This window comes from Gynuella sunshinyii YC6258 (assembly GCF_000940805.1).
GTDB lineage: Bacteria > Pseudomonadota > Gammaproteobacteria > Pseudomonadales > Natronospirillaceae > Gynuella > Gynuella sunshinyii.
This window is the reverse complement of sequence record NZ_CP007142.1, coordinates 5,226,774-5,238,551: the sequence shown is the minus strand read 5'-3', so window position 1 is coordinate 5,238,551 and position 11,778 is coordinate 5,226,774. Positions and strand designations below refer to the sequence as shown.

Sequence of the window (11,778 nt, the reverse complement as noted above, 5' to 3'; positions counted from 1 at the left end):
CTTTATTGGTAATTACCGTAATTACGTAAATACGGTAATTACACTTGACTTTAATGGTCTTTGATCGGATAATTACGGAAAGCTAAGTTATTGCAGGAATCCAAATATGAGCAGAATTACTTTTGAGGATGTTTCTACCGCCGCCCGTAGGTTGGTCGAGAGTGGTGAGCGCCCCAGCGCTCCAAAGATTCGCAAGTTGTTGGGTGATCGCGGTGGAATGGCCACCATTCAAAAGCATCTGGATTCATGGCGTGAAGCGGATGGGAAAGATGCTGAAGCCTCGCAAGTACCTGAGATGCCCGAGCAATTGGCTGCGGATGCTCAGACACTAATTCAGCAAATATGGAGGCAGGCAAGAGTAGCTGCGGATGAAGAAATCCAAGCTGACCGTGAAAAGCTTGCGCAAGAACGTAGCCTGATGCAGGAAAAGCTGGATGAAACCATCGCGGTAAGCGAGCAGCAGGAGCAGCAAATCGATGATCTCAAAGACCAGGTTAAAAGCCTGGAGCAAAAAGTCGATGAGCTGGATCAGGCTTCACAATCTGCTAAAGCGGAGCTGGCAGAATCCGGTACCCAGGCTGCCGTATTGGCAGAGCGCTGTAGCCAGTATGAAAAGAGCTTGCAGGCTGCCCAGGAAAGAGAGGAAAAATTACTGGCACAGCTCGAAAAACTTTCTGAGAGCATCAAAACAAATGCTCCGGGTAAAAAAGCATAAGCATCCTGGCTGAGTGCGGACACACTCAACCAGGACTAACCACAACCACCTAACCAGGAGGTGATTCATGGCTGATGCCGATCTTACAGTAAGAGATATTCACTCACGAGAGTTCAAACGGGTTTTGCCTGTCATAGTGGCGTTGGAGCGCATCGAGCGTCCTACAGTGGCGGGGTTGGCATCAAGTACCGGTCTAACTGAGAGGGAACTTGAATCCCGTTTTAAACAATTGCAGAGTAACTATCAGGTTGTCATTGAGCGATCACGCAACGATGGCTGCCTTACCGTCAAAAATTGGGGAATAATCGTTCGCCACCAGTCCAGTAGTCAGGAGGTATGACATGGCCGTTTTTTCTATACAGCGTTGCAATTCAGATGATGAACAAATCGTGTTTGATACCGACAACGAGGTAATACGGCTCTTCGGCCGTCAGGCCTCGGTTACAGCACCATTGCATTCAGCCGTTTTACAGCATGTAGAAAAAGGCGATTACGAGGGGGGAGTATTGAGCTTTGGTGAATCAGGTTTTTACGGAAATGTGCAGTTAACGCTTGCCGAATATATACAGGCTGACCACTATTTTAGGGTCATTAATCAATACAATCATGAGGTGACCTTACAATGACTAAAGGAAAAATTTCAGCGATTCTAATCCACTGCGTAGGCGTGGCAGTTGCGATGACTATTTGCCTGGGAATTATGAATGCCCTGGCAGGAAGTGTTTCAAGTGAGGTGCTAACTGGAGCGGCCATTTTTTACTGTGCCACGGTTGCCTGGGTAACTGTTCGCGTGTTGCGAGGGCAGGATCGCCTGGCCAACTCTGCCGCCGCTTTCATAGACGAAAAGTGAGCTTTTATAACCCGGTGCAAGCCGGGTTTCCAGTTGATTTGACAGGTATCTATATAGCGGTACGTTGAAGCAAACTGCCATAAAAATATAGAGAGGAATGTCGCATCATGAGTGACTTTTTGATGAGCCAGCGAGAGCTGGCTAAATGGGCCGAGCGTCTGGCCGCTGATGATTGGGGCAGACAGACTTGGGAGTCAATCGCACTCGGGGTAGGCTGTGGCGCATTGTGGCTGCTGTGTATCTTAGTTTTAGTTGGCTGCCTTGTTCCGCCGATTCGTCGCAGGATTCACTCATGGACAGGGATTTACCTGCCCTGGAATATTGCGATCGCAGTTCTGATCATTACTAACCTGGTGGGAATCATGGGGCATCCAGCGATTTTCAGCAGTGGCGTTGTAGCTTACTGGATCAATACAACGGTTCCGGCATCCGTGCTGGAACCACTGGCGGAAGCACTGGACTTCCTGGCTTTTGCTGGCTGGTTTAGGCTGTAGTCCTATTTTATTTCGGGCTGAGCATTTTAGAGATTTTACTCATGCCTGTTTTGGCTGCCCCAGCCGCATTTTTTAGCCCACTTCCAGCCGCGTCAGCCATGCTTTGAGCGCCTCCGCGCGTTTTATCCCGCATGGTGTGGCCAGCTCCTCCAACAACTTTAGCCGCGCCACCAACGAATACGGAGCGGCTCTGCTGCTCCTGGCTCGCTTCACCGAGATTTTCAGATCCCCCGCCGATGTAACGCAGCACTTTGTCCGGTACTTCATGTATCAATCCAAACGCTCGATGAGCGATCTGGATTATCAGCACGGTGAAAATTCCCAGCATTGCGACTGCGGTTACCACGCCGCTGATTGAGTCGCCGATCATGCCACTCATGGCAGGCAAAAATATGAGCATGACCACCTTCAGCATTACGATAACCAGGAGCATGGATGCGAAAAACCCGAATATGGCTAACGCAGGTCGAAGGAACACACTCAACGCGACCATGTAACCCGCTTTGGCTCTTTCCCCGATGAACCCGGAACCTTCCGGCATGGCATGACTTACAGCCCATATAGGAGCCGCTATCACGGCCTCGATGAGCATCACGAACCAACCGGCGACCCCCATAATCCAGAGAATCATAGGTGTGGCAGGCAGATAAAAGGCCAGCATTAACGCAATAGGGATCAGCAGCAGGCCAGCGCCGACCAATGACCACAACGCCTTGTTTGTCATCCGGCATAGCGTACTGGTGACGGGACGGGCCGCACCACCAATCAAACCGCCCACTGCCTCACTGGTGTCGTCAGCAACGCAGGCCGCCAGATCGGAGACGAATGCAGCGGTCAGTGCCGTTTCAAACGTCCCAATGATCACATGCCCGACGTTGGCCAGCCCTGCTACTGGATCGGGTTCGGATAACGCAAAATTGATAACGGATTCAACGCGACCCATTACAAAACCTAAAGTAGCGTTATCGTCGGCATAGGTGCTGCGTTCCAGCGCATTTACCGGTGTGCCTGTGGCTGGATCTGTGACCAGCATATTCTGAGAGTATGCTGCCAGACCATCCATGAACGACTGGTAGTCGTCATGCTCCAGCGCTGCCTCTGTCGGCCCCACGAGTTCCGCTTTAACTGAAACCATTTTCTGGGTTTCTGCATTAACTCGCTGCAAATCCCAGTACCAGGCACCCACTGAGATCCATCCGGCATCACGAGCCCCTACAGTCATTCCAGCGGCGTCCGGGTTGCCCCCTGCCCACTTATTAACGCGAGCACTGGCAATCTCACTCAAAGCATCTGAGATGGCCTTTTGGTATTCCATTTTAAAATTATTAACGGCCAGATTGTAGGCTGTTTGATCCGGTGCGGGGGCGGTTTCATCCACAGTGCTCAGAACAATTTCACGAGCCAGGGAATCAAGGTCCTCATCAAGCTGTGCATGTGCCGCAATCACCTTATTTTGGAAACTCCGAACGGGTGTATCTATCGCGGTGCCTTCGTCTATTTCCGCAAACTCCAACGTGATAGATCCGCACGGATTTGAGCCGTAAGATCTGGGAATGCCATTTGGGAAGCCGCTAAGCCAGGCAGCACCGTAAGCAATACCCGCTCCGGCCAATCCATACACCGAATCATAGCGCTGCATTACACGATGCTGGACAGGCACAAGCGGGGCTTCTGTTGTCCCAGAGGAACGGACTGATACCACCTGATCATCATCAACAATTTCGACCGGTTTTTCTTCCACGTTTATGTGTCTGTCTGCCGTGTTAATGCCGTGCATGCACACCCTCGATTCGAGGATTCTCATAGCGGTATTTTCATAATCGACAGTGATCTGTGGCGGGTATAGAGTACCGGTGCCTGTGATGTGATCCAGAGCTGCATTCCAGGTTGAATTGGCGAGCCCGATACCATGCCCGGCTAACCACATAACACCGATCTGCATAGTCGAATAACCACCACTAAATGGCAAAACTAAAGCCAGCGCGACAACCATTCTCAAAGGCACCCACATGGTTGAATACATTCGGCCTAATGGATTGCCTTCGTGTGCCGAATTCAGCACTCCAGTCAGAAACACATAGCCAATAATAAGGCCGGTAAAAACGAGCATTCCTGTGTTGAGAATTTGTGACATTGCACCAAGAACAGAATCTGGATTGGCTGGTCCGGTTCCACCTGTTATGACATCAACAGTTGAACCAAAAATGTAGCGCAGATATTCGAGGCTTTTATCCTGCGGATCAACATCGGTGATCGATGCAAAGGCCCCCGAACTACTCAGCAGTAGCGGGAGCAGAATCAATATTATTTTCAGTGTTTTCATTTTCCATCTCCCAGCCAAATCGGCTCATGATTTCTTTGTCTCGTGTCGCGGTTAAATGCCTGGATAAAACTTTTTCAAAACGCTCTCTAAACGTGGGGTTTTTCTCGCACTCTGAGAGAACGGCTACACCGATCAGAATTTTCTGTCGGGTCATATCTTTTTTTGCTTGTTCGCTGGCTTGTCGCATTAGGTCAATTGCCTTCGCTTCTTCCTGAGCAAGGTTCTTGAGAATCTGGGCTGCTGGCCCTCCAGGGTTACGTTGGGCTTCCTCTTCCAAAAGGCGCCGCTGTTTTGGCTTTAAAGACATTTACAACCTCCACTAAATGAACAAATTTTCTTCCCATCCAGATTAATGCCTGATAGTTTTCGGGTAAAGGAAAAAGTCCTTAAATATCAACAAGTTAACGCGCAATTAAACGGCACGTTGGGCGAGCGGGAGCGAGCATTGCACAGACTTTAAAGCTGGCACGGAGCAAGCCTCCCTGGCAACTGAAGGGCGCATATACGACTTGTTCCAAGTCATGCGTTTTTCGCTGCGCGAAAAAGAGAAAACCGAGGTTCTTTTCATGGCCATTTTTTATTGCCAAACATCGCTCATTGCTCGTTCGAAAGGGCGAAGCGCTACGGCTGCGGCGGCGTATCGCGCAGCGGAAAAAATCATGGATGAAAGAACCGGAATTATTAACGATTACGAACGCAAAAAAGGTGTGTTGAATAAGTTTGTTTTTAACAGTGCTGGACTGTCCCGAGAAGAGTTATGGAATCTGGCAGAAATATCAGAGAAGCGCTCAGATTCCAGGGTGGCCAGAGAGTGGATTCTTGCGCTGCCACATGAACTTCGAAGAGATGCGCATCACCGAATTATTGAGCAATTTTCTCAAGCGCTTATTGCTCAATACCAGGTTGCTATTGACGTTTGCGTGCATGCGCCAGGTCGAGGAGGAGACAACCGAAATTTGCACGCCCATTTATTGATGACTACTCGCCCAATGGACGCGGCTGGAGAACTGGGAAAACTGAAAACATTCCTTGAATGGAGCGATGCCAAACTCCGAAAAAATGGATTACCAACAGGGCGACAACAAATAGATGCGATCAGGGAAAAGTGGAGTTCCATTGTGAACTCCGAATTGGAGGCTGCCGGTCTCGATGAGCGCATCTCTCACCTATCCCTACAGGAGCAGGGAATCACAGACAAAATTCCTGAAATCCACGTTGGCCCGTTGAACATGCAACTGGCCAGGATGGGCTACCACGAGCGGGCCTCTCGCTGGCAGCTAAATGAAGCAATCAAGGCTCAAAACAACATTATTGATATTCAAACCGCGAGGATTGCACGTATGCAAAGCCAACAACAAACCATTGAAACAAACGATGCTCAGGCATCTCAAAAACCAGCAGCCGGTTTTGGCGGCCTTGCCGCTTCACAGGAGGCAGCAGACGAGGCTTACCAGCAGGCTAAAAAACGTATGGAGGCACAGCAAAAACAAGTTACGGAACAGGCTAATGAGGAGCGTTGGAAACCTGCACAGATCGACCCTAACCGGGGCAGCGTGATCAGCATGTTTCAGGCTGATACTCAAGGTGTATACCGCTGGACGAAAGGGAAAAATGAGGGCGCGGAGGCCTTCCGCGATTCTGGAAAGGCAATTCACAGCCAGACTTTAAATTCATGGGCTCTGGCGGCTGAGTTGGAACTGGCTCAGCAGAAAGTACAGGATAGAGAGTGGAAGGAAATTCGCGCGTTCGGCTCCGAAGAATACCGCCGAGCCGTGTGGATTCAGGGGCAAACAATGGGGATTCAGGTCGAGGGCTATAAGCCTACGAAAGAAGAGCTGGCGAAATATGGACAAGCGCCTGCCCAAGGGTTGGCGGCGGATCAAAAATCAGCGGCAGAAGCCGCTCAAAGCCGCTTCCAGCAAGATCAAAAATATCAGAACAAGTTCGAGAAAAACAACGGCGCAACCAATACACCGGACAACACAAATTCCAGTTCCTCACGTAGTCCGAAAATGTAATGAATCAGGAGAAAACCAATGAGTAAATCAAAAATTGAACTGGTAAAGGATCAAGTGGCCTCTCTCCAGAGTCGGCTAAATTGCAAACTTCAGGTAACGATCTATAACAGCGGATTAAATGATGATGACTTCAATCAGGCTGCTAGAGATTGTCGTATGTCGATGGTTACGTTTAAGTCTGATAGCGATGAATGGGGAGACACCCAGGGAGAGATTTTTTCTGTGCGTGTTGTTGCTGAAGGGCTGGGAGAGATCCCCTATGCCCTCATGTGTGAAACGGCCTATTTTGAAAACGGCGAGGATAAGGGCGAAGCCGAAGTGTTCAGCAGTCGTGCGCTCGCCCCGGCAGCCCTGGCCAGCGTAGTGACCAGCATGTTGACCGTTGATGAGCTTGAAAGCCTGGTTAACTCCGCCTGTGAGGCAGGAAAACTTAATGACCAGCAATTGGCGCTTATTAAGCAAGAATACCTGGGTGCGGAGGTGGCTGATGGCGTCTAACCAAGATGGAACGATCCTGGACACGTTGAGGTCTGCATTGCACAGCCCTCAGACAATTCACAATGAGTGCCTGGCCAACGGCTTGGAGCGTTTCAAACTGAGGCAAGTGATGCGCCAGGCGGAAGAGCGGAATCAAGAGAGGCGACAGGTAGAAATTGCCGAAAACCGCAGTAAAGCGCTTTTCAGCTCGAAAATAGATGAATTGGAGGATTTATCCCGTATTTTTGAAGACTGAAACTGCACTCATGCGGTTTTCGTCATTTCCTTTCATTGAGTGGGCGGGTTTTAGTGCGGTTTTCGGCACTTTCCCGCTCAGTTTTCATGGCGCAGCAGATGTTAGGCAATGAGATTGGCTCATCTGGCACCACGACATAGTTATAGCGGCTCCGCTCTTCAGAGGAGGCTGCATCATATTCAGCCTTGGTAACCAGAAATCTGGGAAAATATCTTTCGGTCATTAGGTGCTCGTTACTATGTGCTTGCTTAAAGGAAATAGATTAATTTCCATCATCCCAGCTATTCAAAAAATCGGCTAACACGTCTCCGTGACAGGCTTCTGGCTTGCAAAAACAGCCTAGTCGTTTACCTGCCAATTTGTACACTTCCGATTTTTCTTTATTTGGAAATTTTTCATAGTCAAAGTCATATTTAAATTTTCGAATAACCTCGTCTCTTGATGCGCCATCTTCATGCATTGCATACGGGTTTCCCCAGTAAGAACCACGGCCAATATATTCATATTCAGAGGTGGATTTTAAGTTTTTATACTGGTCTTCTTTTTTGATATTGATGACCCTTGTAATAGGAATTTTAATTCTTCTTGTATCAACACCGCTTTCTTTTAGATTTCTGTATTCAATAGGAAATTCTTCGCCATCGTCAAATATAATGGCATGAGTTGCATTGATTTCTGGCCATGACTTGCATTGCCGGGATCTAGTGTTTGGCTTGTTCTCTCTGAAATATTCCTCAATGAAGTTATTGGGGTCGAGCAAAAATATGACTTCATCAGCTTCCCGGTCAGAAAGGATTTTGTCTAGCTTTCTGGTGAACTTGCTAAAGCTCTTAAACTCACTGGGGTAGAGGATCAGTAATTTCATAAATATTGTGCTTTAAAATAAGTGTTTCACTTCGAAATTTTCGCCCCATTCTTTGTTCAGGTACTCAATGACAAGGCGTCTGTGGCAGTGGTGAGGCTTGTGTTCGCTACACAAAAGGCAGCTATCTTTAATGATGGAGTGATCGATTCTCTCGATGTTCCTTCTTATCATTAAGTTTATAAATTTGTCCTCATATTCTCGCCATTCCATATTTCCCTTTTTGTATGGATCGAGTATGTCCTTTGTTGGAGCCAAATCTGGCATATGAATGTACTGAATTTGGCAGAGTTCCTTTAAGAAGAAAATCAAGTCGTCTTTTTTTGCAAAACCTGCCAACTGAGATACATTGTTAAGTCGTACGTCAACTAATCTTGTTATTTCTTCATTTCGAAGGAGCGAAAAGAATTTTTCAGCTTTTTTTTGTGTGAATCCAATAGAGTATACGTTCATTATTTCGCCTCAAAAAGTCCCGCAACTAGTTTGTAGTAATATCCATTTAGCGCCTCACCCAAGCTTATTGTCATATATATATTGCCCGATAGTTGGTAGGTGCCTTCACCTTGTGCTAGATACGTTTGCTCAACTACAGGGTCTGTAATCGATAGCAAGTAAGATGCCCCATTGTAGGTGAAGTCAGCCCTTACTTTTCGTTTTGCATTATTAAATTCAGCACCCTCTGTCCTCACAATGATATCGATGCTGCTGGGAGCAATGAAGTACAGAGACTGAACTGGTTGGGATATTGAAGCTACAGGAACGCGATCGTTGGTACCGTTGTAACCTGAGCTGCCGTTTTGCCATAAGGTAGGTGGTGAGTCGATGAGTGCGTCTATGCTTCCTGAATATTGTCCGACTTTTTCCCAATAGTAACCGTCGTCTATCAAATAGTTTTCTTCCTGGGCGGCATGTTGTGACTTATTTTTAAAAGGGGCATCTATAATGTCCCAGACTTGTGCGGTGCTTCCGTCCGAATAACGTCGATCATTTTCGGATATCTCATGCTCAGCTCTCGCACTAATAGGTCTTACCCAGTTTCCCACCTGATTATTTTCAAACTCTTTCCCGGCAATGCATCTGCCAGATAGCTTTCTTGAATTCGCCATGCATATGAAAACTTTGTTCATATTCGTATTAGCCCTTTTGTTAGACATTGTTATGGGCTATCTCCTTTACGGCTCTTGCTGGACCGCTATTGCTGAAGGTCAAAAGAGCATTTCAAGGTGATGCTTCAACCCGGTTATGTGACCACCTAATGTAACCCCAGTGTAACCCCGCAAATATAGTTCTTACAGGAGGAGTTTAGTAGTCGAGAGGGGGAGTGACGTGGGGTTACGTAGTTTCAGACCCCGGCGAAACCGCAAGAAATTTTGTAACTTATTGATTTTAAAGGTTTAAATGGTGGGCCTGCTCGGACTTGAACCGAGGACCTAACGATTATGAGTCGTGTGCTCTAACCAACTGAGCTACAGGCCCATTTAAACTTTTTTACCCCTGGCCTATTGATTATGAGTCGGATGCTCTAACCAACTGAGCTATGGGCCCATTTAACCTTGGTAGGTTCAGCTGAGGTCTGGTATTGCTTGAGGCGAGTGCCTCGGTCAGCTGCGGGCGGGGATTATAACGGGGCTTTTGCCGAAGTGCTAGTGCTTTGATTTAAAAGGGTTTGTTTCACGTCGTTTAGGGCCTGGTGAGGGTTGCAAGCTCCCTGGATTGTGGGGTTTGGCTGGTTTTCGGGGCAAATCCGGGCGTTTTTGGATTTTCTGGCTGAAATGCCATCTTGTCAGCGTTCTGCAATATTTCTGTCATTTTTTCCCTTTAGTGTGTCGCCATCCGGATATTTGAACGACTCGGATTTCCCCCGACTACAAGACTGCAATTCGTGCAGCACAATAATTTAGGAGTACTTTCCATGAACAAGCAATTTGCTGTGAAGGGCCTGGCGGTTGCCGTTGCGCTGGCTGGCGTTGTTGGCATGTCTGTGGCAACAGCTGCATATGCCGCCAAGAAGCTGGGCGCCGACGCGGTCCTGACTTTCGATGGTGTTTCGGCTCCACTGACGGATGCAGAAAAGCGTGAAGTGCGTGTTTCTGCGGCTGAGATCGATGGCCAGCCCGTTGCCAATTTTGGTTTTCATACGTTGATGCGCTCTGGTCAGGAGCTGAATGGTATTAAGTTTGGTCAGATTATCGATGCCGATGGTAATCCTATCCGCGGCGAAGACGGTGAAATCAGAATTTCCAATGCCAATGAGCACACGTCTTTGTTGCCTGTTGGTAAGCGCTTGTTCTCTGTTTCCCAGCATGAAACCCGTCCGGGTGCGTTCTTCCTGCTGGAGCTGGATCAGAATAAAAAAACCGGTGAGCTGACACCGATTAATCAGTGGCAGTTGGATCAGTCCAATACCTGGGGTGGTTGGGTGCATTGTGCGGCGTCGGTAACGCCTTGGAACACTCATCTGGCATCAGAAGAATATGAGCCGAATGCGGCGGTACTGAAAACCAATGCCGATGTGGCTAAAGACGATTACTCCAAAACCCAGTTGGATTATTACACCAGCGGTATGGAGTGGAACCCTTATTATTATGGCTGGAACACTGAAATCACGGTTAAGGCCAAGGGTAAGAGCGATCCCACCACAACGATTGAAAAACACTTTGCCATGGGCCGTATGGCGATTGAGCTGGCGTATGTTATGCCGGATCAGAAAACGGCTTATATCACTGATGACGGTACTAACGTCAGCCTGTTCATGTTTGTGGCTGATAAGAAGAAAGATTTGTCTGCCGGTACTTTGTATGCCCTGAAGTGGAATCAAACCAGTTCTTACGGCGTGGGTGCAGCGGATATCGAATGGATCAATCTGGGTCATGCGACCGATGAAGAGATCAAACCTTATCTGGATGGTCCTAAGAAAGTCACCTTCGATGATATCTTCGCAACTGCTGAAGGCAGTAAAGAGGGTCAGTGCCCAACGGGCTTTACCGGTGTGAACACGGGTGGTTACGGTTTTGAGTGTCTGCAGGTCAAGCCGGGTATGGAGAAAGTGGCTTCACGTCTGGAATCTCGTCGTTATGCCGCGATGATGGGTGCGACCACAGAGTTCCGGAAAGAAGAAGGCATTACCTTTGCGCCGGAATACAACAGTATTTTCATGGCTATGTCTGAAGTTGAGCGTGGCATGGAAGACTTCAAAAAAGGCGGTAAGCCAAGCAAGTCTTATGACCTGGGTGGATCGAATGACATTCGTCTGGATAGCCCTAATAAGTGTGGTGCTGTGTATCAGTTGCCGGTTGGAACAGACAAAAATATCGGTTCTGACTATGTCGTGAAAAGCATGACCGGTCTGGTGGTGGGGCGTCCTGTGACTGACCGTGCGCCACAGGTTAAAGGTTTTGAGGCGAACAACAGCTGTCATATCAATGGTATCGCCAACCCTGATAACCTGACGTACATGAGCGGTTATGACACCTTGATCATCGGTGAAGATACCGGTTCTGGTCACCAGAATGACGCAATCTGGGCGTATAACCTGAAAACTTCTCAACTGACTCGTATTGAAACGACTCCTTACGGTTCTGAGACCACTTCTCCTTACTGGTACCCTGATATCAACGGTTGGGCGTATCTGATGAGCGTGGTACAGCATCCTTATGGCGAGTCTGATGAAGACAAGAACACCGGTCATGGTGAAGCAGCGGCTTACACCGGATATATTGGACCGTTTCCTGCCAAGAAAATGAAATAGTAAAAACATTCGATTAATGTCGAGGTTAATCGCGT

Annotated in this window: 15 protein-coding genes and 1 tRNA gene; 9 read left to right on the top strand and 7 right to left on the bottom strand. The window is 48.1% G+C overall.

The genetic code is table 11. The features are described from left to right. The first annotated feature begins 106 nt into the window (after positions 1–106). From YC6258_RS21965 to YC6258_RS21945, 5 genes are all read left to right on the top strand, one after another. Positions 107–715 carry a DNA-binding protein gene (locus tag YC6258_RS21965; protein ID WP_044618818.1) on the top strand — a complete coding sequence of 203 codons (609 nt, stop codon included), beginning with the start codon at positions 107–109 and terminating at the stop codon, positions 713–715. A gap of 67 nt (positions 716–782) precedes the next feature. Further along, positions 783–1,055: a hypothetical protein gene (locus tag YC6258_RS21960; RefSeq protein WP_044618817.1), complete on the top strand. Its 273-nt coding sequence runs from the start codon at positions 783–785 to the stop codon at positions 1,053–1,055. 1 nt (position 1,056) lies between these two features. Continuing rightward, positions 1,057–1,341 (top strand): hypothetical protein, encoded by a 285-nt coding sequence (locus YC6258_RS21955; RefSeq protein ID WP_044618816.1) that lies wholly within the window; start codon positions 1,057–1,059, stop codon positions 1,339–1,341. Next, positions 1,338–1,565 (top strand): hypothetical protein, encoded by a 228-nt coding sequence (locus tag YC6258_RS21950; RefSeq protein ID WP_044618815.1) that lies wholly within the window; start codon positions 1,338–1,340, stop codon positions 1,563–1,565. The genes YC6258_RS21955 and YC6258_RS21950 overlap by 4 nt, the downstream gene beginning before the upstream one ends. Before the next feature lie 107 nt (positions 1,566–1,672). Next, entirely contained in the window at positions 1,673–2,059 is a 387-nt protein-coding gene (locus tag YC6258_RS21945) for a hypothetical protein (RefSeq protein ID WP_044618814.1), read from the top strand. Positions 2,060–2,066: 7 nt separating this feature from the next. On the opposite strand, the gene YC6258_RS21940 is transcribed toward YC6258_RS21945, so the two are convergent. Together YC6258_RS21940 and YC6258_RS21935 are read right to left on the bottom strand one after the other, a co-directional pair. After that, complete coding sequence (locus YC6258_RS21940; protein WP_044618813.1) at positions 2,067–4,382, bottom strand: DotA/TraY family protein; 2,316 nt, start codon at positions 4,380–4,382, stop codon at positions 2,067–2,069. Beyond that, positions 4,333–4,689 (bottom strand): hypothetical protein, encoded by a 357-nt coding sequence (locus tag YC6258_RS21935; RefSeq protein ID WP_044618812.1) that lies wholly within the window; start codon positions 4,687–4,689, stop codon positions 4,333–4,335. Before YC6258_RS21935 ends, YC6258_RS21940 begins: the two co-directional genes overlap by 50 nt. A 214-nt stretch (positions 4,690–4,903) precedes the next feature. On the opposite strand from YC6258_RS21935, the gene YC6258_RS27640 reads away from it, so the two are divergent. The 3 genes from YC6258_RS27640 to YC6258_RS21920 are packed head-to-tail and all read left to right on the top strand — an operon-like array spanning position 4,904 to position 7,133. Next, entirely contained in the window at positions 4,904–6,400 is a 1,497-nt protein-coding gene (locus tag YC6258_RS27640) for a MobA/MobL family protein (protein ID WP_052830478.1), read from the top strand. A gap of 18 nt (positions 6,401–6,418) precedes the next feature. Then, positions 6,419–6,898 (top strand): hypothetical protein, encoded by a 480-nt coding sequence (locus YC6258_RS21925; RefSeq protein WP_044618811.1) that lies wholly within the window; start codon positions 6,419–6,421, stop codon positions 6,896–6,898. Next, positions 6,888–7,133 carry a hypothetical protein gene (locus YC6258_RS21920; protein WP_044618810.1) on the top strand — a complete coding sequence of 82 codons (246 nt, stop codon included), beginning with the start codon at positions 6,888–6,890 and terminating at the stop codon, positions 7,131–7,133. Before YC6258_RS21925 ends, YC6258_RS21920 begins: the two co-directional genes overlap by 11 nt. A 22-nt stretch (positions 7,134–7,155) precedes the next feature. Here the strand turns inward: YC6258_RS21920 and YC6258_RS21915 are convergent, their stop codons facing one another. The 5 genes from YC6258_RS21915 to YC6258_RS21895 form a co-directional block, all read right to left on the bottom strand. Next, entirely contained in the window at positions 7,156–7,356 is a 201-nt protein-coding gene (locus YC6258_RS21915) for a hypothetical protein (protein WP_044618809.1), read from the bottom strand. A 39-nt stretch (positions 7,357–7,395) separates the two neighbouring features. Then, the gene (locus YC6258_RS21910; protein ID WP_044618808.1) at positions 7,396–7,998 is read right to left on the bottom strand and encodes a DUF4326 domain-containing protein; all 603 of its coding nucleotides are present in this window, start codon (positions 7,996–7,998) and stop codon (positions 7,396–7,398) included. 12 nt (positions 7,999–8,010) lie between these two features. Beyond that, entirely contained in the window at positions 8,011–8,448 is a 438-nt protein-coding gene (locus YC6258_RS21905) for a DUF488 domain-containing protein (protein WP_044618807.1), read from the bottom strand. Beyond that, positions 8,448–9,149, bottom strand: a complete 702-nt coding sequence (locus tag YC6258_RS21900) for a dual OB domain-containing protein (RefSeq protein ID WP_044618806.1) — start codon at positions 9,147–9,149, stop codon at positions 8,448–8,450. Before YC6258_RS21900 ends, YC6258_RS21905 begins: the two co-directional genes overlap by 1 nt. A gap of 245 nt (positions 9,150–9,394) precedes the next feature. Continuing rightward, positions 9,395–9,471 (bottom strand) — tRNA-Ile (locus tag YC6258_RS21895). Positions 9,472–9,907: 436 nt separating this feature from the next. On the opposite strand from YC6258_RS21895, the gene YC6258_RS21890 reads away from it, so the two are divergent. After that, positions 9,908–11,743, top strand: coding sequence for a PhoX family protein (locus tag YC6258_RS21890; RefSeq protein WP_052830477.1), 1,836 nt, complete (start codon positions 9,908–9,910; stop codon positions 11,741–11,743). Positions 11,744–11,778 lie beyond the last annotated feature (35 nt).

Excerpts from the sequence above, each read along its gene's own strand:
- YC6258_RS27640 (WP_052830478.1), top strand. The coding sequence starts at position 4,904 with ATGCGTTTTTCGCTGCGCGAAAAAGAGAAAACCGAGGTTCTTTTCATG.
- YC6258_RS21960 (WP_044618817.1), top strand. The coding sequence starts at position 783 with ATGGCTGATGCCGATCTTACAGTAAGAGATATTCACTCACGAGAGTTC.
- YC6258_RS21900 (WP_044618806.1), bottom strand. The coding sequence starts at position 9,149 with ATGTCTAACAAAAGGGCTAATACGAATATGAACAAAGTTTTCATATGC.
- YC6258_RS21905 (WP_044618807.1), bottom strand. The coding sequence starts at position 8,448 with ATGAACGTATACTCTATTGGATTCACACAAAAAAAAGCTGAAAAATTC.
- YC6258_RS21925 (WP_044618811.1), top strand. The coding sequence starts at position 6,419 with ATGAGTAAATCAAAAATTGAACTGGTAAAGGATCAAGTGGCCTCTCTC.
- YC6258_RS21945 (WP_044618814.1), top strand. The coding sequence starts at position 1,673 with ATGAGTGACTTTTTGATGAGCCAGCGAGAGCTGGCTAAATGGGCCGAG.
- YC6258_RS21890 (WP_052830477.1), top strand. The coding sequence starts at position 9,908 with ATGAACAAGCAATTTGCTGTGAAGGGCCTGGCGGTTGCCGTTGCGCTG.
- YC6258_RS21935 (WP_044618812.1), bottom strand. The coding sequence starts at position 4,689 with ATGTCTTTAAAGCCAAAACAGCGGCGCCTTTTGGAAGAGGAAGCCCAA.
- YC6258_RS21955 (WP_044618816.1), top strand. The coding sequence starts at position 1,057 with ATGGCCGTTTTTTCTATACAGCGTTGCAATTCAGATGATGAACAAATC.
- YC6258_RS21920 (WP_044618810.1), top strand. The coding sequence starts at position 6,888 with ATGGCGTCTAACCAAGATGGAACGATCCTGGACACGTTGAGGTCTGCA.
- YC6258_RS21965 (WP_044618818.1), top strand. The coding sequence starts at position 107 with ATGAGCAGAATTACTTTTGAGGATGTTTCTACCGCCGCCCGTAGGTTG.
- YC6258_RS21950 (WP_044618815.1), top strand. The coding sequence starts at position 1,338 with ATGACTAAAGGAAAAATTTCAGCGATTCTAATCCACTGCGTAGGCGTG.
- YC6258_RS21940 (WP_044618813.1), bottom strand. The coding sequence starts at position 4,382 with ATGAAAACACTGAAAATAATATTGATTCTGCTCCCGCTACTGCTGAGT.
- YC6258_RS21915 (WP_044618809.1), bottom strand. The coding sequence starts at position 7,356 with ATGACCGAAAGATATTTTCCCAGATTTCTGGTTACCAAGGCTGAATAT.
- YC6258_RS21910 (WP_044618808.1), bottom strand. The coding sequence starts at position 7,998 with ATGAAATTACTGATCCTCTACCCCAGTGAGTTTAAGAGCTTTAGCAAG.